A 24,017-nucleotide genomic window follows, 5' to 3' on the forward strand; every position below is an offset into this window, starting at 1 on the left:
AGACTAACAGCCCTACATTTATAGTTAAGATAATAAACGTATATATCGTATTATGGGGAGCAACGTAAAGTATAGCCGCAGTAACTGGGTAATTACTTATCTCTCGAGGTTTTGGTCTAGCCTCATTTCTACCGGGAGAAATGGTATGTTTGATTAAAGCAGAGATGGCATGAAGCTCAATACTCTGACAATGTCCTTTAATTGGAATCAAAATGGATAACAATATAATAAAAATATCTTGTGGAGGGATAGGTTTCATATAAAAAATATTGAAGTGATTGTCGCTGCTGCAAACTTATTGCTTGCCATATAAATAAATTTCAATCAGTCAATTTCCAATACAATATACCGAGACACTATATGAGATGAGTGAAATGCATTTAAATTTATTAAAAATAATTTTACACTTATCATAACCATCAACTTAGTCACACAAGTGAAATCATTAAATTGGTAATTACCAAACATCATGCACGCTCATTAGCATTAAAGGTGTTTTTATGAAAAGAGAAGATAAAAAGATCAATAAGTCTTTACCGAAACCGGCATGGTTTACTATTCGAGAGGCTGTAAGAATAACAAACAAACAGAGAAGAATAAAAATTTCAGAAGGTGACATTTATCGCCACGCTTTATATGGAAATATTTGTCTCTCTGTCTACTTTCAATCCCTTCCCACATTAAGATTGAGGAAGATAAAATCATCCTTGAATAAAATAAAGCTACGCCCTCCTATAGAAAACTCGCTACGATACAGACTTTGCATGCTTAATATGAAAAACTTTATGAATGGTAATAATTTAATACTGAGTACATATGGAAACTTTATCAGACCTGACCGGCTAGTCATAAGCACTAATTTACAAGGATATGAATTTATTCTAATTCAAAGATTACTGGCATACTCCTTGAATATGCGCTTGCCTATTACAGGTGCAAGCGATGAGAACTATGGCATAACTGTTAATTTATCAGGTCAGCCCTATCAAGTTTTTGAGAAAATTCCATGTCAGGAAAGAATCTATAAGCAGATCATGAAACTCCCCGAACATATCGCTCCGGAAATATATTCACTTAATTCTAAATATGACTTCAAAGAAGATTCAGTGAAAGATTATTTTCCTATTTATGACCTTCCCGAAGATGCATGCTTTGTCATTGAGCAGGAAGAACTTGATACATTTCTCAGTCTCTCTGCAGAAAAATTTACTAACCCTTCATCCAATCGAATCTCAACCCCCCTTTCTCGTTTATTCTGGCTGTCATGTAAACATAATGATTCTATCAGTCCTCTGCTCAGTCACCCTTACAAGCTTCTGCCCATATTTGAGCAATGGGCATCTATCGAGGGAATTACTGACCACCTGAGTGGCGATACTCTGAAAAGAGCACTCGAACGTGGTTCCCCAACTTCGGTATCGAAATAACATGACAATCCGAACTCAAAGTCCGTATTAACAATCATCACCTCATAATACGGACTTGCTTCTCCTTAATATTTCATCTGTATTTCTCCTTCCTTAGATAAACCTTATCATTCCCAAAACCCCTAAAGTTAATCATATGACATCAAACTGATGCCTGACTAGCATCAGGCCTCACCACTGAGTAAGCGACATGACATTCGGGTCAGACCTAAAATCCGTATTAAGGATAGTATAACCCGCAATACGAGACTGCCAGCTATCTATCCATCCGCCTATGTGCTTTTTTTATTATTCCCATACATGCATTTTTCAGAAAAGAAGGAAGTTATGGCAACTCATCAGCTACTACGTTTGAAACAGGTTGAAGAAAAAACCGGTCTTAAACGCTCTCAGATTTACCTGTATATGAAAAACGGAACCTTTCCGCGGTCAATCAAGATCGGTCCATCCAGTGTGGCATGGCTTGAATCCGAAATTGATGAGTGGATCAACCTGAAATTATCCGGACGCGAGGCCAGTTGAAAACTTCCGTTTTTTATTTTCTCAGTTTTTTCCAGAAATAGTATGAGGAGATAACCGGATGATCCCGTCAATTAATTACGCCATCATAGCCAATGCATTGCATGCACTAAAAGAAGGCAATATTCATCATTGCGAAGCTCTGGGATTTACTGTCGACGAAATAAATTCTCTCGATCAATTATCCCTTGATGAACTGTTTATTGTCAGCCGTGCGGCGGCACCCTTTGTTTCGATCACTGTCCGCCATGATGTGCTGCATCATTTACTGGCGCAGGCCCGCCAGGAATACCGGCATCAACAGGAAATTAACCGGGCTATCCGCCTGGGTGGCTCTATCGCGTTGCTCAACCACTATTTTGGCCTGACGTCAAATGAAGTCTGCCTTCGCCGTAGGTTACTGGGTGTCAGCGTGCCGTATGGCCGGACACCTGAACCGGATGAAAAGACGGATGCGGCTATCTGGCTGCAATGGCAACAGTGCCGGGTGGAAAACCTTGAATCGCCCGCCGCACTGATCGCCATGATGCAGGTGACGGAATCCCTGATACCAAAGCCCGAAGGACTATCACTCACCACGGTCTGGAAGCGTATCGCGCTGTGCGAAAAGGACGTCATCGCCAACAGGAGGACACCATATGCCGGATGAGATCGACCGCGATCAGGAATTTAATGAGCAGCGACTGAAAGAAATGATTGAGCAGAATCGCTTTAAACCAGGGCCAGCGCCATCATTATTTCACTGTCGTGTATGCGGCAACCCCATTCCTGAAAAACGAAGGCAGACACTGCCGGGTATATCAACCTGTACCGAATGTCAGGAAAAACTTGAACGTTGCAGACGCTAATAATAGCGATAAAGACGTGCGGGGATATTATTTCCTTGCACGTCTTTCTGTTTTCATGAAGATATAAATACTTCTTTATTACCTGCTCCGTATCCTTCGCCCTCTTTCCGCATCTGATAATCCTCATCAGGATATCTCTCTTATTTTTATTTTGATTTTATCATTTATATCCCTGCCGAAATATCTGAATCTGAAAACGACGTTACAGCATAGTTGCCCAGATGGACATTAATTCGTCCGGGCCGGGCATTGCTCTTTAACAAAATGGATCGGGCTGTCACATAACCACAATTCAGGGTGCCGCTGAATGTTCTCGCTGCCCCGTTAAAACCGGAATGCAGAACCGGGATGTGATTCGTTTATTTTATTTACTGTTTTTGATTAAAGGAAATTACATGAGGAAACCCGCTTATCACGTCTTTGTTACCCAGGAAAGTCAGCCCGATGCTCAGGGCGAAAAAAACACGTACTGGACAAAAGTTGGTGTGGCCTTCGCGCATAACGGCAAGCCCGGCCTGAATATCGTTTTGGTACCCGGTATTGCCGTCTCCGGCAGGCTGGTGCTACTCGAACCTAGAGAAGAAAGTGACATTTCACAGGATGCCTCTGCCGCTTAATCCATTTTCTTTTCCTCTCCTCCGGCGGCGTATTTTTCTATAAGCCGCCGGTCTCTCTGTTACGAGGCCAGCATGCTTTCCACCACTGCCTTTCTGGCACTGGCGGTGCAGTGCGCCGCCAGTATTCACCCGTCCACGGTGCTTGATTTCGCACGAGTCGAATCCGGATTACACCCTTATGCCATTGCTGAAATTCTGCCAGACAGCCGGGGCGTGATTTCACATTTCCCCACGAGCCTGCCGGAGGCGATCCGCCTCACCGGACGGCTGGGAGCACAGAGCAGACGCTATTCGGTCGGCCTGATGCAAATCACCAGCACCAATTTCCGTCGCTACAGTGTGAACGCCCGAGTTCTGCTCGATCCCTGCACCAATCTGTCGATATTTGAGCGCATTCTCGCCGACTGTTACCGGCGCGGCGGAACGCTGAAACGGGCGCTCAGTTGTTACTACTCCGGCAACTTTGAAACCGGCCAGCGACCGGAATCCGCTTTTAACCAGACCAGCTACGTGCAGCGCATTGGCTATGTCGTCCCGTCCACGCGGGAAGACCGGCAGCTTGCCCCTGACCGGAACGCACAGCCGTCTGTCCGTTATCCCGCCGTTGTGCTGCGCGGCGAGCCTGCCGGTGCCACTGCGCCGGTCCTGACTTCTCTGCATTATCCCGGTGCCGTCATTCGCGGCGCTATCCCTGTTATCCCTGATGAGGAGAAATGATCATGCGTAAACGCCGTTACTCCACTGTTGCGTCCGTCCTGCTGTCCGCCCCGGTGCTGGCGGCGGACAGTGGCTTTAATAAAGCCAGTGAGACACTGAGCAACACCTCGACCGGCCTGCTGGGACTGGCCGCCGTCACCATCACGCTGGCGACCATGTGGGTGGGCTACAAGGTGCTGTTCGATGGTAAGAGCCTGCACGACATGCGTAACGTCATCATCGGCGCGATCCTGATTGTCGGCGCATCCGGCTTCGGTGCCTACTGGGCGTCATAAGAGAGGCAACGATGGCTACGCTAAATAAAGCACTTACGCGGCCTGCCGCCATTATGGGGATTCCTCTGGTGCCGTTCGTTCTCGTCAGCGGGGCCATCGTCCTGCTGGCGGTCTATGTTAGCTATTACCTGGCGGTTCTGCTCATTCCTGCCTGGGCGGAAATGAAAAATAAAGCCCGAAAGGATATGCATTATTTCAGTCTGCTCTGGCTGGCGTTTAAAACCCGTGGACGACTTTTCACCAATACCCATTTTGGTGCAAATGCCCTCCTGGCAAACCAGTACGATAACGTTGATGTCTCGGAGTTTATTCAGAAGATGAAATTAAACGAGCGTATTACGCTGGATAAATATATTCCATATTCCTCCCATATTCACCCTTACGTCATCAGAAACCGTCACCGTGATTTTGTTGCCACCTGGGAGCTGGGCGGCACAGTCTTTGAATGTGAAGACGAACATCACCTGACCCTGATGGCTACGCACCTGAATAACGTTATTCGTTCGTATGAGGGTCTGCCGGTAACATTCTATATTCACCGGCTCCGTGAAAAATACCATGATGCTTTTGAAGCCTGTTCGGGTATTCCCTTTTCCGATGACGTGACCCGGCGGTATTACCAGCCGGTAAAAGAAAAACCGTTCTGGCGGCACCGGCTGTTTTTCACCGTCTGCTACGCGCCGTTCTCTGCGATTGAGAAGAAAACCATGAAAGCGCAATCGCCCGGTAAACGCCGGGCGGCGCTGGATGAGGCGCTCAAAATCATGCTGGAATACCGTGAAGCGCTGGCGTCAGCGTTATCCCGTTATATGGCAACGCCGCTGGGGATATATGAAGAAAACGGGCGGGTGTATTCCTCACAACTGGCGTTCTTCCACCGTCTGCTCACCGGCCAGTGGCAGAAAGTGGCCGTAACACGCTCACCATTTTATGAAACGCTCAGTACACCGGACGTCTTTTTCACCACCGACACCGGTGAATGCCAGACGGTCAGCGGTTCCCGCTTCTTCCGCAGCCTGGAGATTAAGGATTATTCCCCGGAAACCCATACCGGTATGCTGGATGCGCTGCTGTACGCCGAAAGCGAGTATGTTCTGACGCAGTCCTTTACCTGCATGGCACGGGATGAGGCGCAGAATCATATCCGGCTGGCGGAAAAACGACTGAAATCGACAGACGATGACGCGACTTCCCAGCGCGAAGAGCTGACAGTACTGCGCGATCTGCTTCAGTCCGGACATGTGTCGTGCGGTAAATTCCACTTTTCCCTGCTGATCTCCTCAGACAGTGCCCTCCAGGTGGTGAAGGACACTAACGTTCTGGCCCAGCCCTTCGCCGATCTGGGTATTATGACGACGCTTTCCACCCTGTCACTGCCCGCCGCATATCTGGCGCAACTGCCGGGAGTCTATATGCTGCGTCCCCGACTGGTGGCCGTCAGCAGCCAGAATTTTTCCGATATGGCCTGCCTGCATAACTTCCATCCCCACAAACGCAGCGATAATCCGTGGGGGGAAGCCATCGCCATCCTCACATCTCCCGGCGGTGGCGGGTATTACCTGAACCTGCACGACAGCCAGGCCGGGCGGGATGACACTGGTGAGAAAACGCCGGGGAATACGGCGATTATCGGAAAAACCGGCTCCGGTAAAACCCTGCTGATGACCATCATGCAACAACTGATGCAGAAGTACCGTAACCCGGCGTCGTTTGCGCCTTCTGCCACCATCAAACGGCTGACTACAGTGTATTTCGATAAGGACCGGGCGGCGGAGATGGCGATCCGCCAGGTGGGTGGACGATACTTCCGCATCCGTACCGGCGAGCGCACCGGCTTCAACCCGTTTGCGCTGGAGCCAACCCGCCGGAACATCAGTTTCATCAAACGGCTGGTGCGCATGCTGTGCCGCCGCAACGGTAAGCCGCTCGATCCGCGCGATGAGGAGCGGATCAGTGCCGCCGTTGACACCATCATGCTGGACTATCCGCCGGAGTACCGCCGGTTCGGGATCACCCGGCTGCTGGAAGTGCTGCCGGAGCCGCCGACCACAGACGCCCGCACTAACGGGCTGCGTATTCGCCTGAAACAGTGGGCGCAGGGGGGCGAGTTCGGCTGGGTGTTTGATAACGAGGCCGATACATTCACCATCAGCGATGTCGATAACATTGGTATCGACGGCACCGAATTTCTGGATGATGACGATATTCGCGGTCCCGTGACCTTTTACCTGCTGTACCGTGTGACCAGTCTTCTTGACGGTCGCCGCCTGGTGATGTTTATGGATGAGTTCTGGCGCTGGCTGGCCGATGTCGAATTTTCCCGCTTCTCGCTCAATATGCTGAAAGTCATCCGCAAGCTGAACGGTATCTTCGTTCCGGCAACACAGTCACCGGATGAAATCGTCAGACACCCCATCGCCCCGGCGATTATTGAGCAGTGCGGTACCCAGATTTTCCTCGCCAATCCGAAAGCCAGTCATGCGGATTACGTGGAAAAAATGAAAGTGCCGGAAAGTGTTTATGACACGGTCAGAAACCTGGATCCGGGCGAGCATTATATGGTCATCCTGAAAACACCGTTGCAGGCCGGAGAAACCCGCCCGTTTGTGGCAATGGCGAAAATGGATCTGTCCGGACTGGGTAAACTCACCCGGCTTCTCAGCGGCAGTGAGGACAACCTGAAAATATTCGATGCCGTTTATCAGGACGGTATGCGACCTGATGAATGGAAAGACGCTTTCCTTGAGCGGGCAATCTGAAAGCCAACCGGAGGTAATATCAATGCGTACCCGGGATCATCTTCTGGCATTATCGTTATTTTTCTCGACGCAGGCGTTCAGCGCCGGAATACCGGTTTTCGACGCCGTGCAGAATACCGAATCCATTAATCAGTGGATGCAGAAACTACAGCAATGGGAGGATACGGCTACCCATTATAAAAGTGAACTTGATGCGTATAAAAAACAGTTAGCCACTGCAACCGGCGTGCGGGATATTCAGGGTTTTCTCAGTGATGCCCGAAGTCTGAAAACCGATATTGATAATCTCCGTAAGAGCGGTATTTCACTGGATGATCTGCTGACCACGCAAAACAGTTCATATTCTTCTGAACTGCAAAACCTTTACAATAAATACAAATCATTCAGCGTATGCAGCGAGGAACAGGAAGGAATAAAATCTCAGGCCCTGGCCGACAGTTGTAAACAGATGATCCTCAATCAGGCAATGGCGATTGAGAATACCACTGACGTTGAAAACAGGATCAACAGCACACTCAGCGACATATCAGACTTATCTGATCGTATATCGAATGCGCAGGACTCGAAAGAGTCTCAGGATCTGGCTAACGCCATCGCGGCGAAAAGCGTACAGTTAAATGTGCTGACGAATCAGTGGGAGATGTCTGTCAGACAGGCTCAACAGCGAACGACATTGCTGGAACAGCAAAGACAGAAAGCCTTTGAACAGCAGCAGTTAACGGCACCTGTTGCTGACCTTAATAATTTATAAGGAGGTTATCCGTGCTCAAATCCTTATTCATCTTATGCACACTCTCAGGCGTGATATTACTGTCCGGCTGCAAGGAAACCAAATCCGAAGCCTGGTATAAGCAGCATCCTGACGAAACTTATGCGGTTTATACGCAATGCCTGAAGGATGGCGAGGCAAGCGATAACTGCGAATTTGCCCACCGGGCAGCACTTATGTTTGCACAGGAAGGCCAGCCCGGGGTTAAGGAGAAATTCGGGGCAATATTTCAGCAGGAAGCTGAAAAACGAAATACAGTGACACAGTAATTACTCCTCCAGCAAAACAGGGAGTCCTCCCTGTTTTTTATTTCCTTTCTGACTATATCAAGTGAGGCACCATGTCCGGTGGTATTTTTGTTGGTATGGACAAAAACATCATGGATGGACTTAATGCCGTACTGGAAGGCCAGTCTTCCACTTACGGCACGATGATCAGCGTCATCATCGCCAGCTCTTTTACCCTGTTTATACTGTTTCGCGGTTATCAGACGCTGGCTGGCAAACTCCGGACCCCGGTTGAAGATGTCGCCTGGGATATGGGGCGAATGTTGCTGATCACCACCTTTGTGTTAAACCGGGATGGCTGGCTGGATTTGGCGGTAGCGGCTATCCAGGGACTCAAAGACGGTATCAGCGGCGATGATAACGTCTGGGCGCTGCTCGATACCGTCTGGGAAAAGGCACAGGCGCTGGGGCAAAAGTTATTTAATATGGACACCTCAACTTACGTCAAACTGAATGGCGGCCTTGCTGAAGTCCTGGTATGGGGTGGCGCAATCGTCCTGCTACTGGCGGCAACCTTTGCCAACCTGCTCGCCGAAATCACCATCCTGTTAATGACCACCACCGCGCCGCTCTTTATTTTCTGCCTGCTGTACGGTTTTCTTAAGCCGATGTTCGATAACTGGCTGAAAACGATTTTCGCGGCAATATTAACGATCATGTTTTCCGCCTTATCGATCCGTATCGCCATTAATTACCTGAATAAGATACTGGATGCTGCAACAAAAACATCCGCTGAAACTAATATGGTAACACTGGCGGCGCAGTGCCTGCTGGCCGGGATAGCAGCAGGTGTTGTGGTCTGGTTCTCCGCGAAGCTCGCCAGCGCACTCAGCGGGGCCGCCGTACAGGCGGTGCTGCAGGGGGCAGCCATGAGTGGTCTGAGCGGACTGGCGAATAAATCCTCCAGCCTTGCCGGGCCGGGCGTCAGAGGCAGTGCCCGCCTGGCTGCGAAAGGCGGCATGGCCGTCGCCGCGGCGACCGGCAGGCTCACTGGCGCAGGCGCGGGTAAAACCGTGAGCGCCTGGCAGAAACGCGCCGCCGCCATCGAAAGCATGAAACGCCTGAACCGGCAGCGACATCGTTAATCCTCCCGACCCTTAATTTCCTTTCCCCGTCACGCCGTGGCCTGCGCCACCGGTGCGGCATTCCTGCATCCATACGATAAGGGGCTTCCATGAAATTCAGCATCTTCTTTCTGATGCTGTGCGCGCTCACAGGCTGCGCACGGCATCAGGGCGACCTTCCGCCGGTATCCGGCGAACCCGAGCCGGTGAATTCCCCCGCCATCATTCAGGAGCTGACTCACCATGTCTGATATTCAGAACATTGTTAATGTTTCCCGCTCTTTTGAATCCATCCTGCTGGAAAAGGAGGAGCGTTCCCGAAAAACCGCCTGGCGGGTGGCCGCTGCCGGACTGATTCTGGCCGCAATGGCGATTACGGCCATTATTATTCTGCTGCCGCTGAAAACCACCGACACTGAATTATGGTCAGTGGATAAACAGACCGGTCGCTATGAATATATGACCCGCGTGAAGGAGCGGGATATTGCTGCTGAAAAAGCGCTGGCACATTCACTGGCAGCACACTATGTCAGACTTCGCGAGGGATATAATTATTTCTCCCTCCAGCGTGATTATGACGACGTGCAGTTATTTAACAGCGACATCGTGAACCGGGACTATCTGGACGGATTTAACGGCGACCAGGCCCCGGACGTGATTTTTAACAAGGCGGAATATGTTGTTGATATCGACATTATTTCCAATGTGCATGCGCCTGCCACCGGGCCGGATAATCTTGCAACCCTGCGTATCAAGCGCACAATTCGTCGTATTGCTGATAATTCCGTGAAAACGGATGTGTGGAATATCCGCCTCACATACCGCTACGTCCCGCACCGGCAACTGACCGACAGCCAGCGCGAAGTGAACCCGCTGGGCTTTATCGTCACCAGCTACCAGCGCGATAAAGAGCTGAGGGGGGAATGATGCTGAAACATACCCTGCTCCTCTCTGGCTTAATGATGTCATGCGTGGCATGGAGCGCAGCGACACCGCGCGGCAGCGCGTATGACAGCCGGATGCAGAACGTCACATACAACAACCAGAACGCCACGGTCGTCAGTACCCGCCCCGGCTACGTCACCATGCTGGTGTTTGACGATGATGAAACCGTTATCGATGCGCAGGTGGGTTTTCCCAGAGGCTGGACCGTGACGAAAAGCGATAACCGGGTGGGCGTCAGCCCGAACCCGATTACCCAGCCGGTCACGGATGCCAGCGGCAACAACGTCAGCCAGGTGTTTCTGCCGACGGCAAAAGACTGGAAAACCAATCTGTTCGTAGTGACATCGAAGCGCGATTACAGCCTGGAGCTGAACGTGCTGGATAAAGACTCGCCCGCTCTGGCCTTTGTTATCCGCTACCGCTATCCCGACGAACTGCGGAAAAAGTCTGCCGCCGCCAGCGCCGCCCGTCAGCAACATCTGCAAGAAGCACTGGACCGGCAGCGGATTGCGGCGGCATTCGGGCAGGCCACCACGCCGCGCAACTGGCGCTATACAAAACGGGTGGCCACCGGATCAACCACTATCGCCCCGGACTTTGCCTGGGATGACGGCCGTTTTACGTATATCGGTTTTTCCCCCACGAAAACCCTGCCTTCTGTCTTCCGGCTGGTTAATGGTCAGGAGCAGGCGGTCACGCCCCGAACCATTAAACAGGGCAATTACACCGTGATGGCGGTTCCGGCATCGCCGCAACTGGTTCTGCGTTACGGCACCTCGGTGGTGGGCGTGGAAAACGCCGGATTCGGGCGTATCCAGGTAACCCGCAGTGACACCGTTTCACCCTCCGTTACGCTGGAGGCAAAATGACCGACAAACCTTTCCCGGACGAACCGGAAAAAACCACCGCAGAACGGGAAGCGGAAGCCCGTGAACGCGCCCGCGCGGCAATGGCATATCAGGAGCCGGAGCAGAAAACGCCACCCGGTCAGCCGGAAGTGACCCGTTTCCGTAAAGCTTCAGGTCGCCGCACGTTGATCGTCAGCCTGCTGAGTCTGGTCCTGGTCATCGCGCTGGCATCCGGTGGCGATCGTCTTCTCAGCGCCCTGAAAAGGGGTGATGAGAAAGAATCCGACACCGCGCCGCCGCCCTCCTCCGGTACCGTGCAGCATGAGCGTAAGAATCTGGGTCTGGACAGTAACCCGTTTGGCCTGTTCGGGCCTGGGAGGCAGGAAAGCACAGACCCTGCCAGTCAGAGCGCCCCGGCCACTCCAGCTCTTCCGCCCGGGCCGCCCGCCCTGAACAAGGCGGCAGCACTGGCAGACGGGCTGAACAGCGGCAGTACAGGGTCAGGCGACGATACACGCACGTCCCGAAGCGGATTGCGCAGCAACGCGGGAACGTCGGGCAGCCCGCCAGCCTCCACGGCGTACACATCTTGTCAGTCTGTACTGGTCAGTGGCGAAGATGGACGTCTGCGCTGCCCGGATACGACAGCACCGGCAGGCAGCAATAACAACGACAATCCGGGCGTTGCCCGTGTCACTGGTGTCAGGCGGCTGGGCCTCGATCCCGATCTCTATATCCCGGTGGATCGTTATATTCCGTGTTCGATGATGCGGCGCTTCGTATCCGATGTTGGCGGTCATATCTCCTGCCTGATCGGTGAGAATGTCTGGAGCGCCAGTAACCATGTGAAGCTGATCCCGGCAGGAACGGTCGCCCGTGGCGTCTACCGCACTGGCGCACTGCAACACGGGCGCAGCCGGATGTTTGTGCTGTGGACGGAGCTGCGCACGCCGGAGCCCGGCAGCCTGCAAATCCCGCTCACCGATACGCAGGCCACCGGCCCGCTCGGTGAGGCGGGGATCGCGGGCTGGATCGACAGCCATTTCTGGGAGCGTTTCGGCAACGCCCTGATGCTCAGTACCGTGCAGGACGTGGCGGCAGCGGCATCAGATGCCGCGCCGGGTAAAGACCGCAATACCGACTATACCGAAAACACCCGCGCCGCCACGGCGGAAATGGCGAAAACGACGCTGGAAAACAGCATCAGTATCCCGCCCACGATGTACCTGAACCAGGGCGATGTGATCGGCATCATGACCGGCACGGATATTGATTTTTCCTCTGTTTATCAACTACGGCTGAAAAAGAAATGGTATGAGCGCTGAAAACCTGTCACTGGATTTTATGAAAAACCGGCTGTTTGGTGATTTTCTTGCTCAGGATGGCCTGACAGAAATTGCTGTTAACCGGCCGGGTGAGCTGCATACAAAAATTCGGGGAAAATGGCAAAAACAGGCATCCCCCATCACGTTGCGTCAGTGTCATGCTTTTGCCAGAGCGCTGGCGTCCTGGCATGACGATAATATTGACGATACATCACCCATCCTTTCTGCAACATTAGGATCCGGCGAACGTATTCAGGCGATTATTCCTCCGGCCTGTGAACGTAATACGGTGTCCATTACGCTGCGCAAGCCCTCGTTTGAACAGAAAACACATCAGTCATGGATTGATGCGGGATTTTACCAGCGCGTGGCCGGTCAGGAAAAAACGGAAAGTCAGGATAATGCACTGATCCGGCTATATCACAGCGGGGATATTCCCCGCTTTATGGAAAAGGCGGTGGAATACGGCAAAACGATTTTTATTGTGGGTGAAACCGGCTCCGGCAAAACCACCTATATGAAAACGCTGCTGCATTATATTCCGCTGCATCTCCGTCTGGTAACGATTGAGGATAATCCCGAAATCCGTTTTTATCACCATGCCAATTATGTTCATCTTTTTTACCCGGCGGATGCCGGGGATAATGCTATTGTCACGCCTGGCAGGCTGATCCGGGCTAATTATCGTATGAACCCTGACCGGATATTACTGGCGGAAATTCGTGGGCGGGAAGCGTGGGACGCGCTGAAAATTGTCGGTTCCGGGCATGAGGGGTTAATCACCTCCCTGCATGCAGGCAGTCCGGCAGAATGTATTGAAGGGATCATTGATCGCTGCTATGAAAACCCCGACTGCCGGAATATTCCTTTTGATGTTTTGTTACGCAAAGTGCTTAAAAGCATCGATATCATCGTCAGTATTGATATACAAGGCGATGTGCGCAGGATGCGTGATATTTACTTTAAGCCAGTTCATTTAAACAGCATGAAAGAGGCATTAATAAAATAACCCCGGCAAATAACATTACCCAAAATACGTAACCTTTCATTAATCATAACGGTGACTGAAATGAAAAAAGCAATATCCTCCGTATTATTGTTTTGCGTTATGGCGTCATGTTCAACATCTGTACTGGCTGCTGATGCCTGCGAGGTGGTGTTATGTATGTACGGTAAAGCAACCGGAAATGGCGGCGGCGGTGAATGTCATTCCGCTGAACGGGCATTCTTTAATATCGTAAAAAAGAACAGACATGGTTTTCTGCCTGACCATACGGCTGATGCCAGACAATCGTTTTTAAGTGAATGTGATTCGGCAGACCCGGCAGCTATAAGTCAGATCATCAGTAAATATGGCCGCGTTCGTGGTTAATACTGGCGAGACGGGCACAGAGCATGACGGTTTTCAGGTTTTTACGGCTTCTGTTTTTCGCGGATTAAGGAGCGAAGAAACAGGGTCCGTAAAAATGAGGCAGCGGGCAGAAATATTTTCGCGGGTTAAGGAGCGAAAATAATTCAGGCACTGCGCCTCACCGGCAAACAGCCGCGCCTACGCGGATTTTGCAGGCCGGGGGAAGCCGGATAAATTTCGCCGCCCCAGCGAGCGAAAAGCTGTCGCCCACGACAGCGGTTTACCCGGGGGGCACAGCCCCGCACACCGTCGCGGCTAAGTCTCCGGCCCAAAGCCGGTAGCGTGGCGCGACCACCCTCTTTAAAGGTCAGCTTCCCTTTTATTCCCGCTGCGAGGAACGAGCAAAGGGAAGAAAAAGGCGAAAGCGACCGTCTTAAAGGGGGTGGTCGCGCGTAGCGGGCGACGGTGTGCCGCCGTTGACGTTGGGGGGTAATGTCGCGGCGTCCAGCCGCGACATTACCCCCATGCGACATATCATAAGGGCGTCCAGCCCGCATGAACTGGCGCACGCCGTTTGGTGCAGGGAAGCATGCTTTCCTGCACATGGCCGCAACGCGGCCACCTTCTTCGTCCCTGACGCTCGCCCCGCCTTTTCGCCCGACACCGTGGGGCGAATTGATGGGGCGATGTCATGGGGCGAACTGCTGACGAAGGAGGCATCGTGATTTTGAATAAGCTGGCCGTTTCACTGTCGCCGATAGTGAATGGCGCGCTGAGCTTCATGGCTTTTATGCAACAGCATCAGCTGATGCTGGCGCTGTTATCGGGGCTGACGATGCCGTTTTTCGCGTCGATGAAAAGCGATGAACGGCAAAAAGCCCCGTTGTGGCAAAAGCTGATTATTGCTTTTTCCCTGCTGTGCTTTCTCTCTGGCACAATGGGGCCCGTTGTTATCTGGATTTTTCAGTGGCTTTATCAGGGCCGAATAGTTACCCGCGTTCCCGTTCTGGCATGGCCGGTGCTGATTGCCTTTACCGTAACGGGTTTTATTTTGCATATTCTGCTGCGCAGAGTATTAACACCTGAGTTAGACAAAATAAAGACACGCCTCGTCAGGAAAACCACGCTTGAACGGGAATTACGCACCGATGTCCGTACGGTGAAATCACTGCTGCCGGAAACACTGCATTATGACCCGCTGGATTATATCGACCTGAACAAAGGGTTATTTATCGGCATGGACCGCGATATTCAGCCGATGTACCTGCCGTTAAAAGACTGGCAAAAACAACACGCGGATATTATCGGCACCACCGGCGCCGGTAAGGGCGTTGCCACCGGGATATTGCTTTATCAAAGTATTCTGGCCGGCGAAGGCGTATTTGTGATGGACCCCAAGGATGATGAATGGGCACCCCACCTTTACCGCAAGGCCTGTGAGGATGCAGGCAAACCTTTTGCCCTGATTGACCTGCGTAAACCCCAATACCAGTTAAACCTGATTGAAGATATTACGCCAGATGAACTGGAAGAATTGTTCGTTGCCGGGTTCAGCCTGGCAGAGAAAGGTCAGGAATCTGACTTTTATCGGATTGACGACCGGAAAGCGGCCCGAATAGCCGCGCAGTTTGTTAATCAACATACCACCGCAACCATTCGGGATGTTTATAACGGCGACTACGTTCAGGGTATTGCAGATAAGATAAAAGCCTTTTTCGGGAAAATTGAAGAGCTGGCTTTACTCAATGCCATTAATGCCCCCACTGGATTTTCGCTTAATACGATATTTAAGGAAGGCGGTTGCTGTTATGTGATTGGCTCAATGCGCAACAGCAAAATCATTACCGCTCAGCGCATGCTGCTGGTTCGCCTGTATCAGCTAGCGGAAAAGCGCGAGCGAGTGAAAAAAGTGCCCCGCCCCATTGCTATTTATCTTTCCGAACTGAAATACCATTTATCCAGGCCCGCGCTGGAAGGTTTAGGCGCCGCACGCGATAAAGGCGTACACATTATTATGGACCACCAGTCGATTGCCGATTTAAAAGACTGCCCGGCAGATTTGAAAGGCGACGCCGTAGTCGGCGCGGTCGTTGAAAATGCCAAATTCAAACTGGTTTATCGGGTCATGGACCCGGATACCGCGGAATGGGTAGCCAGGATGTCAGGCACTATATTAGTCGACGATGAGGTCCGCAAAGCCAAAACCGATGCCGTGCTGACAGAGACTATCGACAGTGAACGCACCATCAGACAGGCCGAGCGTTTCTTTACCGACAGCAATATGATCCTGAACCTACCCGATTTTGTCAGCTTCATCTTCACGACAAAAACTCTCCCTGCTGCTTCTCTGATTTCGCCCATCAGGGTGAAAAAACGCGAACTGGAGATCTGTGCCGTGTCGCCCGCGATTGCCGCCAATGCCGCAACGGTAAATATCACCCTGGATTTTAACGAGGAGGAAACTTCCCCCGGACCCGCATCAAAGACGGATATCACCACAACGCGACCCGATCTTTTTTTTGATAATACGGACGAAGAAGACACAACAACACCGAACGCCGATAAAGAGGAAAACCCATCATTGCTGGATTTTTAAAGGGGGAATGATGCTGATCACCGCATATAGCGAACGCCAGACGCGACACCGTGAAAAAATACAACGACTGCTGAATTTCCTGAAAGAAGAAACGTACAGTGATTTTAAAACGCTGATGCTGCTATTCGGCTTCAGGGATCATAAATCGCTGTATTCCCTGCTTTCAAAAGTCGAGGGCATGGGCTTAATACAAAAGCACGTCCTGGTATCGCGCACGATGAAGATTTCATTGTGGGGCATAACCAGTGACGGACTGGCCGTTGTATTAACACCCGACGATGCGCTTTTCCCGGCGCGGTTTGAGCCGTCAAAAATTACCGGCTGGACGCTGGAGCACCACCTTGATAATCAGACCGCCCGTATCATCCTTGAGCAAAAAGGCGCATCAGGGTGGATAAACGGCGATCGCACAACCTTCCTCAGCCGGTATCAGGTCAGTCACCGACCGGACGGGCTGATCACCCTGCCCGGCGGCACCGTGATCGCCATTGAGACCGAGCGCCGCCTGAAAACCAAAGCCCGTTACCAGTCGATCATCGCCAGCCATTTACTGGCACGGACCCGTAAAGACTGGATTTACGTTTTTTATATCGTGCCGGACCCGCAGAAAAAGCGCGGTCTTGAACGGTTGTTTGACAGTATCAGGCACGTCATCGTTAACCATCAGCACATCCCGCTGGAAACCCGCCACCGGAATGTCTTCCGCATCTACACGCTCGACGAGCTGCAACAGCTCGATTTAGACCACGGCATATAGTTCTTCTCTATCACTTACAGTTCCAACCCACCCAACCCGCAGCGCAACGACCTGAAAAAATCCCCCTCGAAATACTCCCTGAAAATCAGAACAGACAGGACACCAAATGAACAGAGAAGCTGACCGACTTTCGGACGTACTGACCGAAATGAGCGCAAAAGCGCTGGTGACATGGATGACGCATTCCGCTTTGCAGGACATACCGCGCGAAGCATTACTGGTTCGCGGCCACGATTTTGTCTATGCCCTACATGCAAATTTTGTGCTGCTACGAGATGTCCTCTCAGAAACACTGGAAGATATTGAGCAGCAAAGTCATGACATTGAAGAAAGACTGGATAGCCTGGAACAGCGGCTGCAGATGCTTCAGAAAGATATTGATAATTTGTCCTAGCTCAGACTTGACCTGGCACAACTACGACATAGGGCCAAACCTAATCTGACAGGCAGCTTTGTGCCAAAAGCGGAAATCGTTAACTCAACAAATTTTCAAAATTAGGGCAGATCACCAGAATAATAGAAAATCTCTCAAATCCCGTTCTACACCGATGTATCAGGCGATCGTATACGCAAAACATGGCGATAAAAACTGATTCTTAGGGCTAATTGCTGGGCTTTTGGCAGACCGCATACAAAAAAGCACAAAACGCAGTTGATAAAAATATAAAGAATTATGTAAAACACTCATTATGCATTTCAACTTCACCCGCCACCCTTTTCGAACAGAGAGGGGAAGTTATCTGTTGAGATTTTTCAAATACAGCAAGGAAGTAATATGTACGATGACGAAACAATAGCTTTTGCGAAGAAGCAAGAGCAAAAACTGATTGATGCGCTGGGACATAGCCGTGAGCATACTGATATCAGCTCTGAAGTCCGAAACAGAGATGATTACCAGCGAGACTATGCCCGAATTCTTTACTCATCCTCATTCCGACGGCTTCAGGGGAAAATGCAGCTTTTTGAAGTAGATCCTGAGAAATTTAACCGAAACCGCTTAACCCACAGCCTTGAAGTCGCACAGATAGCACGCAGTATTGCATCAGATCTTAAATTGCAATTCCCCGTGGTTGTTGAGCTGGCAGCACTGGCCCATGATATTGGGAACCCTCCATTCGGGCACTCAGGGGAAAAAAAGCTTAACAACTTATCTGCTGAAATCGGCGGATATGAAGGAAATGCCCAAGCGCTTCGTATCTTGAGAAAACTCGAGAAAAAATATGCCCGCTGTGCAGGCTTAGATCTCACCTACCGCAGCTTATTGTCTGTCATCAAGTATCCAAATACAAAATCCACTTCAGATAAATTCATTTATGATGATGACTATGCCTTCTATACGCAGTTGCTGAAAGATAAGCAACTAGACATGAAGGCGGGTGAAAAAACTATTGATGCGCAGATTATGGATCTCGCCGATGAAATCGCCTATGCGGCGCATGACCTGGAAGATGCGTTGAGCAGGAACATGGTGACTATCGAAGATATTGAGTATGAATTTCTCAAGTCACCAGACTACAACGTTGCTCTTAAGCACTTCAATGAGATTGTCAGTACGTCCAAGAAAACTGCATCTGAGGCAACATTACTGAAGTCATCAGAAGAATTTGCCATAATTTTTCGAAAAGAGCTGACGTCCAATATCGTTAACCGCTTGGTCATGGATATTGGCGTCGTTGAAAGTAAAAATGGTTATGAAGAGCTTGGGTACAAAACGTTACAGGAACTTGCTGAAGGTCTCAAAAAGCTGCTCTTCAGAGTCATCATGCGCAAAAGAAACATACTGACTTACGAGTTTGAAGGAAATAAGATCATCAGTGATTTATATGCGTTTTATAATGCCGGTGACAACTATAAGTTTCTGTCACCTGAGCTCAAGTCTTCGTTATCTGAAACAGAGCCGAATGAGTTAAAAACCAAAAAAGCGCGGGCTGTGGTTGACTACATTTCAGGCATGATGGACACATTCGCCGTCAAGGAATGGGAAACTCATTGTAAGAAATAACACCAACGATAGACGTCTATACTGCATGAATTACTTTCAACTACAGTGCAGCGTTCTGTTTTAAGACCGTTTTGATAGCCTGCCGGAACAGCATCTTTTGCATCCTGGTAGGCTTTTCAATACGTTTGGTAACCGCTTTTGTATTACCTCACGCTGATTTTCGGCCTGACAGTCGCTAAGCCCGTAACATATGCTCTTAGTGAATGGCGGAGGATAATGGATAGTGCATTTAGTCAAAACGATCCGTCCTCCGGGGCAGTTTAAAAGGAGCGTCACGAATGAGAGTAATGACTGCTGTGTGTGCCAGGAGCGGACCTTACATAATCCATATTTATGGATCAGGTCAGAATGTCGCACATTGCCAATACAGCATAGGTGCGTGAGCCGTTCTTTCCTATTCAGAGGCCTTTTAGGCATTCATCACATCAATGATAAGATAATTATCCATCAATCTACTCTCCAGAAGTGACTGGCGAGCTTACTATTGTTCTATACCGATATCTTGAGGCTCATTATCGAATACGACACCTTCTGTATACTCAGCATACTTTTTCTTTAAAAACTGTAAACCATCTTCACGGTCATAAGAAAGATTGAGCTGATCTCTGAGAAATCCCAATCGATGCTTGTTTTCCTGTATAAGTTGCGACCATGTTTTTATCCAAATTGTCATCTCTTCGGCTTGATAGATAGCACCGTCAGGCAGGTTTGTTTGTTTTAATTCCCTGCGAGCATAAGTTGTCAGATCGTTTGATATTACCCAAAAATTCCACTTGGTTTTTAAACCATTAAATCTTTCATCTTCTGCAACCGCATACGCATATGATTTTACTTGTTCAATTTCTGCCTGCCCGATATTAACACTAGGCGCCTTTAATTCGATAACAATATGTTCACGTTCGTCGGGATAATTCTTGCCAATGCTCTTAGTCAACATTAAGTCAACAATGCCTACACGCCCATCGATTCTTGTAACTTTCTCATCGACTGGCGTATTAATACCGATAGTTCTTAAATGTGATCTTAACACTTCTGTCAATGATTTGTCACTCACACTCAAGGTAAACGACTCACCAAAAAACCATGTATTATCTGCCATTATTTTATGCAATTGGCTTCTTTCTTTGAAAATCTTTCGGGTGCTTTTATTAAACAATACATTTTCAAGGCCAGAGATAAACTTTAATCTGTCAGATATAATTTTCGAAACACCGATTACTGCTGACAGTGATGCGTCCTTTAATATTTCAGCAAGTTCATTTTGTTTTTCACTGGGTAGTGAAAGAACCTCTTCGAGTATGGTTCTTAAATCATCAGGACAACTTCCGACTATTTGCTTCAGTAGCTTAAACTGGAATTTTTTTAGTTTAAAATCTCCATTATCAAATTGCGGTATGTATTGAATAACATTCAGAGCCATAATGTCGAAGACTTTCCTTTCAGCCTCCTCCACAATATTTACAGCTTTTCCATTGTATGGATACACACCTTCACTTTTCCATTTATCAATCAACTCTCTAGATTTTTCGTGCTCTCTTTTATTAAAATGTTCTTTTATCAAGCATTCAGCCTGATGTAATACTGGTTTTAAAGATGGTTCTAACTCCATTAGAGATATGACGCCCGCATGAGAAAGTTCAGTCAAATGCGAGGATTTTAAATAAATAGAATATGAATATGCACTTGTTCCGCGAACTTTCTTTTCATGACTAATTAATGGAAAGCCTTCTTTGTCGCACAAAAAAATCTCATTATCCTTAACTGACTTCCATTCAATAATTTGAAGTTCGTATGGGTGAAATTCATTAGAATAAAAAGCATCGTCTAATTTATAGGTTGTATCGAATGAAATTTGTGAAGCTGGGTCGATCTGCTCTTTATTTACAAAAACCTTCACTGCCGGATATTTACTTAAATACAAAGCAAGTGTGGCAGATAAGAATTCAGATAACTTTTCAGGCGTTAATGATGTAAAGCTTTTAAGCATCTCAAATATAGACACCGTCGTGCCTGAGTTAACCCCATCTGATTCTATTCTCTCCGAAACTGAGATTGTTTTTTTATTATCTGCCGTTCCTTTTATTTTGTATTCATATAGAATATCGCCTAAGAAATAAGTCGTATTCCATTCAACAAATCGTCCTATAGAAAATGCTTTAAACCTTCCCTGTCCTTCCTTACCATGTAAAAATCGAGATCTTTCAGAAAAAATTTTGTCTTTTTTCCATGATCCACCAAGCGAGCTAAATAGCTTCTCAGCACTCTCATAAGGAATACCCTTCCCATCATCTTTGATTAATATTTGAGAGAGTCCTAACTCAGAAACCACCAAATCTACATAGACATTGTCCGCATCAGCGTCCAAAGCGTTCCATACCAATTCGGCGACTGCCTGCAATGCAGATGATTTAGAAACCTTATCTAGATAATCAATCTGAACCTCAACATTGAAAGATTTCTCAGCCATGCCCCACCCCTCTTTTATCTAAATAATCAGTGAGTTAAAAACATCAAAGCAAATAATTACAATCACTTTAATGCATGAAAAGAAAGCAGGCCAGTTTTTTAAAGTGATCTGCTCTCCGTTGATTCACACAGAATGCTGTAAGCAATGTCTGCTTCACGCCCTGAGACATTCGACAAGCTTTTTATGGCTTCAGTAAGGGCGAGTGGCGCGCTTCGAGAGCCAGCAAATATTTTGCTTCATCGTACTGGGTTCTGGTCTTCCAGCAGCGGTAAATGATCCTTATCCATTTGAATGCCAGAGCCCGGATTGCAGATTGGTGAGATTTTCCTTTTTCTCGCAGTCCCTGATAATAAAGTCTGGCCCAGTATGATGAGTTAACCGTCTTGGCAGCCCATTCAACAAAGGTCTGCCTGACGAACTTGGCACACTGCCATCGCCGGTGAACCCAAGATTTCTGGCCACTTCGTTCTGTCACCGGTGCAATACCTGCGTAGTTTTGAATTTCTTCAGCGCTGTTAAACCGGTCACGGTTATCACCAAGTGCAGCAAGCATTCGTGGCCCCATGCCCGGAAGTGATTTGAACAACTCCGCATCTGGCAATGTGTCAAACAACGCTTCGATTCGTTCGTCATAGGTTTTGATGATTTCACTCACGACTTTAATTTGTGTCGCCAGTGCTGTTGCCATCAAAGCATTAGCCTCTATAACGCTCGGGTCTGTAGTCAATAGGATCGCGTTATCAATACTCGCAACACGTTGCTCGGTAAGAGCCATTGCGCGGCCACCTTTGGCATTCAGAAAGTTGCGGATCGTGTCGCGCCTCGCTCGTTTCAGTTGTTGCAGACTGGGCCACCGGATAATCAGCTCACACAATAGTAAGCTACCCCGATGTGAGAACCACTCCAGTGGCTGAGGATAATACTGTTTAAGTGTGTTGATTATCCGGTTCACAAAACGGCGTTTATCTGCAACCAGCTGACGGCGCTGCTCAACCAGTTGCTGGAGTAACCGGATATCCGCATTGTCGGGTTCAATGGCTTTTATCTTTTGGGGATAACGCAGCATTAACTCTAATGCCAGCTCGGCATCCTGCGGGTCATCTTTAGCGCCGCTGGGCGAGAAGGCTTGCCGGTAACGAGCCAGGGACAAAGCGTGGACGGGGAAAACGGTGATAAATGGATATTTCTGAAGAGCATACACCACGGGACCTTTCTTCAGCTCAACGGCGATAGCGATCCTGCCTTTTACCTTCTGGTGTAACTCGGTAAGCCAGACATCAAGAGCTTCCGGCGTATGTTCAATCACATGGAATGTGCGTTCACCGTTTTTAAACTGAACACAGACATCGTGCTTTTTATCTGCCCAGTCCAGACCAACATGCGCAGCAAATTGATTAGTCGCAGTCATCACCAACTCCTTTTTATCGGGGATTGGTATGCATTCCACGTTCTTCGAAAGAAATATAGCCAGCAGTTTATCTGCATGCCCTGAGTATTCGTTAGCGAACGTGGAGCACCCACTGGCTCGAAAGAAAAGCGGCGATCATCACGTGATTCTCGCTCAATATTCGTAACCAGTAAGCGCATACCCTGAATCACTTAAAAGTGTAATTCTCAGGGTGCTAATGACTATACCTCGCTCATAAGGGACAACCATACTCAAATCTCCAACATTGCAGGAGATTTGAGTATGAACATGTCACCGTGGAATAAAGACCGTATCATAGGTCAAAAAAGACCACTTCAGATATCTCATATCTGGGGGATTCGAATCCGGCTTGAACTGGAAGGTAAAACGCGTGATTTAGCTCTGTTCAATATGGCCTTAGACAGTAAGCTACGAAGCTGCGATCTGGTGAACCTCAAAGTATCTGATGTTGCATATGGTAGCTCGGTTTCAAGCAGAGCAAGGGTGCTGCAACAGAAAACCGGTAGCCCTGTGCAATTTGAGATAACCAAAGGGACAAGAGAGGCTGTTGCTGCATAGCTAAAGCTTGGCAATTTGCACAGTAAAGACTTCTTGTTTCGGTCTCGGATCGGAACTAACCGGCACATATCAACCCGACAATACAGCCGAATTTTTCATGGGTGGGTAGAAAAGCTTGGTCTCGAAGCTTCGCTTTACAGCACACATTCCATGAGAAGAACAAAACCTTACCTGATATACAAGAAAACCAAGAATCTCCGGGTGATCCAACATCTGTTGGGCCATAAGAAACTGGAAAGCACAGTCCGTTATCTGGGAATCGAAGTCGATGATGCGTTAGAGATCTCTGAATCGATTGAAGCCTAAGGTTGTCAGGGCTGCAACAGCAGCCCTGTGCCAGAAGCAGAAGTAACTCAAACATATGTTTCTGCAAGTGGCTATCTGTTAACATAATTTTGTATGATATTATCTATACAATGAACCTGTCGAATAAAACCTATTGCATAAAAATGACACT

Annotated in this window: 23 protein-coding genes and 1 pseudogene; 22 read left to right on the forward strand and 2 right to left on the reverse strand. The window is 48.9% G+C overall.

From position 1 onward, the window contains the following. Positions 1 to 500 precede the first annotated feature (500 nt). The 21 genes from BV390_RS01345 (at position 501) to BV390_RS01440 (ending at position 19,106) form a co-directional block, all read left to right on the forward strand. On the forward strand, positions 501 to 1,427 hold the full coding sequence (locus BV390_RS01345; RefSeq protein ID WP_085396399.1) for a hypothetical protein: 927 nt from the start codon (positions 501 to 503) through the stop codon (positions 1,425 to 1,427). Between the two features lie 327 nt (positions 1,428 to 1,754). Continuing rightward, positions 1,755 to 1,949 carry an AlpA family transcriptional regulator gene (locus BV390_RS01350; protein ID WP_073554391.1) on the forward strand — a complete coding sequence of 65 codons (195 nt, stop codon included), beginning with the start codon at positions 1,755 to 1,757 and terminating at the stop codon, positions 1,947 to 1,949. Between the two features lie 58 nt (positions 1,950 to 2,007). Beyond that, entirely contained in the window at positions 2,008 to 2,595 is a 588-nt protein-coding gene (locus BV390_RS01355) for a DUF2857 domain-containing protein (RefSeq protein ID WP_085396400.1), read from the forward strand. Further along, positions 2,585 to 2,794 carry a TraR/DksA family transcriptional regulator gene (locus BV390_RS01360; protein WP_085396401.1) on the forward strand — a complete coding sequence of 70 codons (210 nt, stop codon included), beginning with the start codon at positions 2,585 to 2,587 and terminating at the stop codon, positions 2,792 to 2,794. Before BV390_RS01355 ends, BV390_RS01360 begins: the two co-directional genes overlap by 11 nt. 395 nt (positions 2,795 to 3,189) lie before the next feature. Further along, positions 3,190 to 3,411, forward strand: a complete 222-nt coding sequence (locus BV390_RS01365; RefSeq protein WP_085396402.1) for a hypothetical protein — start codon at positions 3,190 to 3,192, stop codon at positions 3,409 to 3,411. A 72-nt stretch (positions 3,412 to 3,483) separates the two neighbouring features. Beyond that, a complete protein-coding gene (locus tag BV390_RS01370) occupies positions 3,484 to 4,128 on the forward strand; it encodes a lytic transglycosylase domain-containing protein (protein ID WP_085396403.1) in 645 nt (214 codons plus the stop codon). After that, positions 4,125 to 4,403, forward strand: a complete 279-nt coding sequence (locus BV390_RS01375) for a TrbC/VirB2 family protein (protein WP_085396404.1) — start codon at positions 4,125 to 4,127, stop codon at positions 4,401 to 4,403. Before BV390_RS01370 ends, BV390_RS01375 begins: the two co-directional genes overlap by 4 nt. An 11-nt stretch (positions 4,404 to 4,414) precedes the next feature. Continuing rightward, positions 4,415 to 7,162: a VirB4 family type IV secretion/conjugal transfer ATPase gene (locus BV390_RS01380; RefSeq protein WP_085396405.1), complete on the forward strand. Its 2,748-nt coding sequence runs from the start codon at positions 4,415 to 4,417 to the stop codon at positions 7,160 to 7,162. 22 nt (positions 7,163 to 7,184) lie between these two features. Continuing rightward, positions 7,185 to 7,913, forward strand: a complete 729-nt coding sequence (locus tag BV390_RS01385) for a TrbJ/VirB5 family protein (protein WP_085396406.1) — start codon at positions 7,185 to 7,187, stop codon at positions 7,911 to 7,913. Between the two features lie 11 nt (positions 7,914 to 7,924). After that, entirely contained in the window at positions 7,925 to 8,200 is a 276-nt protein-coding gene (locus BV390_RS01390) for an EexN family lipoprotein (RefSeq protein WP_085396407.1), read from the forward strand. Between the two features lie 71 nt (positions 8,201 to 8,271). Further along, positions 8,272 to 9,303 carry a TrbL/VirB6 family protein gene (locus BV390_RS01395; RefSeq protein WP_085396408.1) on the forward strand — a complete coding sequence of 344 codons (1,032 nt, stop codon included), beginning with the start codon at positions 8,272 to 8,274 and terminating at the stop codon, positions 9,301 to 9,303. Between the two features lie 89 nt (positions 9,304 to 9,392). Then, positions 9,393 to 9,533 (forward strand): hypothetical protein, encoded by a 141-nt coding sequence (locus tag BV390_RS31040; protein WP_049156886.1) that lies wholly within the window; start codon positions 9,393 to 9,395, stop codon positions 9,531 to 9,533. Continuing rightward, on the forward strand, positions 9,526 to 10,209 hold the full coding sequence (locus BV390_RS01400) for a VirB8 family type IV secretion system protein (protein ID WP_085396409.1): 684 nt from the start codon (positions 9,526 to 9,528) through the stop codon (positions 10,207 to 10,209). Before BV390_RS31040 ends, BV390_RS01400 begins: the two co-directional genes overlap by 8 nt. Beyond that, a complete protein-coding gene (gene virB9, locus BV390_RS01405) occupies positions 10,206 to 11,096 on the forward strand; it encodes a P-type conjugative transfer protein VirB9 (protein ID WP_206098724.1) in 891 nt (296 codons plus the stop codon). Before BV390_RS01400 ends, virB9 begins: the two co-directional genes overlap by 4 nt. After that, entirely contained in the window at positions 11,093 to 12,400 is a 1,308-nt protein-coding gene (gene virB10 / locus BV390_RS01410; RefSeq protein WP_085396411.1) for a VirB10/TraB/TrbI family type IV secretion system protein, read from the forward strand. The genes virB9 and virB10 overlap by 4 nt, the downstream gene beginning before the upstream one ends. Further along, the gene (gene virB11, locus BV390_RS01415; RefSeq protein ID WP_085396412.1) at positions 12,390 to 13,409 is read left to right on the forward strand and encodes a P-type DNA transfer ATPase VirB11; all 1,020 of its coding nucleotides are present in this window, start codon (positions 12,390 to 12,392) and stop codon (positions 13,407 to 13,409) included. The genes virB10 and virB11 overlap by 11 nt, the downstream gene beginning before the upstream one ends. A gap of 60 nt (positions 13,410 to 13,469) precedes the next feature. Next, positions 13,470 to 13,772 carry a TrbM/KikA/MpfK family conjugal transfer protein gene (locus BV390_RS01420; RefSeq protein WP_085396413.1) on the forward strand — a complete coding sequence of 101 codons (303 nt, stop codon included), beginning with the start codon at positions 13,470 to 13,472 and terminating at the stop codon, positions 13,770 to 13,772. A 700-nt stretch (positions 13,773 to 14,472) separates the two neighbouring features. Continuing rightward, the gene (locus BV390_RS01425; protein ID WP_085396414.1) at positions 14,473 to 16,347 is read left to right on the forward strand and encodes a type IV secretory system conjugative DNA transfer family protein; all 1,875 of its coding nucleotides are present in this window, start codon (positions 14,473 to 14,475) and stop codon (positions 16,345 to 16,347) included. A gap of 10 nt (positions 16,348 to 16,357) precedes the next feature. After that, positions 16,358 to 17,104, forward strand: coding sequence for a MobC family replication-relaxation protein (gene mobC, locus BV390_RS01430; RefSeq protein WP_085396415.1), 747 nt, complete (start codon positions 16,358 to 16,360; stop codon positions 17,102 to 17,104). A gap of 106 nt (positions 17,105 to 17,210) precedes the next feature. Further along, positions 17,211 to 17,498 (forward strand): hypothetical protein, encoded by a 288-nt coding sequence (locus tag BV390_RS01435; RefSeq protein WP_085396416.1) that lies wholly within the window; start codon positions 17,211 to 17,213, stop codon positions 17,496 to 17,498. 381 nt (positions 17,499 to 17,879) lie between these two features. Further along, a complete protein-coding gene (locus BV390_RS01440) occupies positions 17,880 to 19,106 on the forward strand; it encodes a deoxyguanosinetriphosphate triphosphohydrolase family protein (protein WP_085396417.1) in 1,227 nt (408 codons plus the stop codon). A gap of 481 nt (positions 19,107 to 19,587) precedes the next feature. Here the strand turns inward: BV390_RS01440 and BV390_RS01445 are convergent, their stop codons facing one another. Together BV390_RS01445 and BV390_RS01450 are read right to left on the reverse strand one after the other, a co-directional pair. Further along, positions 19,588 to 21,573, reverse strand: coding sequence for an ATP-binding protein (locus tag BV390_RS01445; RefSeq protein WP_015689800.1), 1,986 nt, complete (start codon positions 21,571 to 21,573; stop codon positions 19,588 to 19,590). A gap of 181 nt (positions 21,574 to 21,754) precedes the next feature. Further along, positions 21,755 to 22,981, reverse strand: a complete 1,227-nt coding sequence (locus BV390_RS01450) for an IS110 family RNA-guided transposase (RefSeq protein WP_085396418.1) — start codon at positions 22,979 to 22,981, stop codon at positions 21,755 to 21,757. A 282-nt stretch (positions 22,982 to 23,263) separates the two neighbouring features. On the opposite strand from BV390_RS01450, the pseudogene BV390_RS01455 reads away from it, so the two are divergent. Beyond that, positions 23,264 to 23,866 (forward strand): annotated as a pseudogene (locus tag BV390_RS01455) (site-specific integrase). Positions 23,867 to 24,017: the final 151 nt, after the last annotated feature.

The sequence above is a fragment of the Klebsiella sp. YJ genome (genome assembly GCF_002108615.1).
Taxonomy (GTDB): Bacteria; Pseudomonadota; Gammaproteobacteria; order Enterobacterales; family Enterobacteriaceae; genus Klebsiella; species Klebsiella planticola.

Bases quoted from the DNA above. Each gene is read 5' to 3' on its own strand.
- BV390_RS01345 (WP_085396399.1), top strand. From the start codon at position 501: ATGAAAAGAGAAGATAAAAAGATCAATAAGTCTTTACCGAAACCGGCA.
- BV390_RS01350 (WP_073554391.1), top strand. From the start codon at position 1,755: ATGGCAACTCATCAGCTACTACGTTTGAAACAGGTTGAAGAAAAAACC.
- BV390_RS01355 (WP_085396400.1), top strand. From the start codon at position 2,008: ATGATCCCGTCAATTAATTACGCCATCATAGCCAATGCATTGCATGCA.
- BV390_RS01360 (WP_085396401.1), top strand. From the start codon at position 2,585: ATGCCGGATGAGATCGACCGCGATCAGGAATTTAATGAGCAGCGACTG.
- BV390_RS01365 (WP_085396402.1), top strand. From the start codon at position 3,190: ATGAGGAAACCCGCTTATCACGTCTTTGTTACCCAGGAAAGTCAGCCC.
- BV390_RS01370 (WP_085396403.1), top strand. From the start codon at position 3,484: ATGCTTTCCACCACTGCCTTTCTGGCACTGGCGGTGCAGTGCGCCGCC.
- BV390_RS01375 (WP_085396404.1), top strand. From the start codon at position 4,125: ATGATCATGCGTAAACGCCGTTACTCCACTGTTGCGTCCGTCCTGCTG.
- BV390_RS01380 (WP_085396405.1), top strand. From the start codon at position 4,415: ATGGCTACGCTAAATAAAGCACTTACGCGGCCTGCCGCCATTATGGGG.
- BV390_RS01385 (WP_085396406.1), top strand. From the start codon at position 7,185: ATGCGTACCCGGGATCATCTTCTGGCATTATCGTTATTTTTCTCGACG.
- BV390_RS01395 (WP_085396408.1), top strand. From the start codon at position 8,272: ATGTCCGGTGGTATTTTTGTTGGTATGGACAAAAACATCATGGATGGA.
- BV390_RS31040 (WP_049156886.1), top strand. From the start codon at position 9,393: ATGAAATTCAGCATCTTCTTTCTGATGCTGTGCGCGCTCACAGGCTGC.
- BV390_RS01400 (WP_085396409.1), top strand. From the start codon at position 9,526: ATGTCTGATATTCAGAACATTGTTAATGTTTCCCGCTCTTTTGAATCC.
- virB9 (WP_206098724.1), top strand. From the start codon at position 10,206: ATGATGCTGAAACATACCCTGCTCCTCTCTGGCTTAATGATGTCATGC.
- virB10 (WP_085396411.1), top strand. From the start codon at position 11,093: ATGACCGACAAACCTTTCCCGGACGAACCGGAAAAAACCACCGCAGAA.
- virB11 (WP_085396412.1), top strand. From the start codon at position 12,390: ATGAGCGCTGAAAACCTGTCACTGGATTTTATGAAAAACCGGCTGTTT.
- BV390_RS01420 (WP_085396413.1), top strand. From the start codon at position 13,470: ATGAAAAAAGCAATATCCTCCGTATTATTGTTTTGCGTTATGGCGTCA.
- mobC (WP_085396415.1), top strand. From the start codon at position 16,358: ATGCTGATCACCGCATATAGCGAACGCCAGACGCGACACCGTGAAAAA.
- BV390_RS01435 (WP_085396416.1), top strand. From the start codon at position 17,211: ATGAACAGAGAAGCTGACCGACTTTCGGACGTACTGACCGAAATGAGC.
- BV390_RS01440 (WP_085396417.1), top strand. From the start codon at position 17,880: ATGTACGATGACGAAACAATAGCTTTTGCGAAGAAGCAAGAGCAAAAA.
- BV390_RS01445 (WP_015689800.1), bottom strand. From the start codon at position 21,573: ATGGCTGAGAAATCTTTCAATGTTGAGGTTCAGATTGATTATCTAGAT.
- BV390_RS01450 (WP_085396418.1), bottom strand. From the start codon at position 22,981: ATGACTGCGACTAATCAATTTGCTGCGCATGTTGGTCTGGACTGGGCA.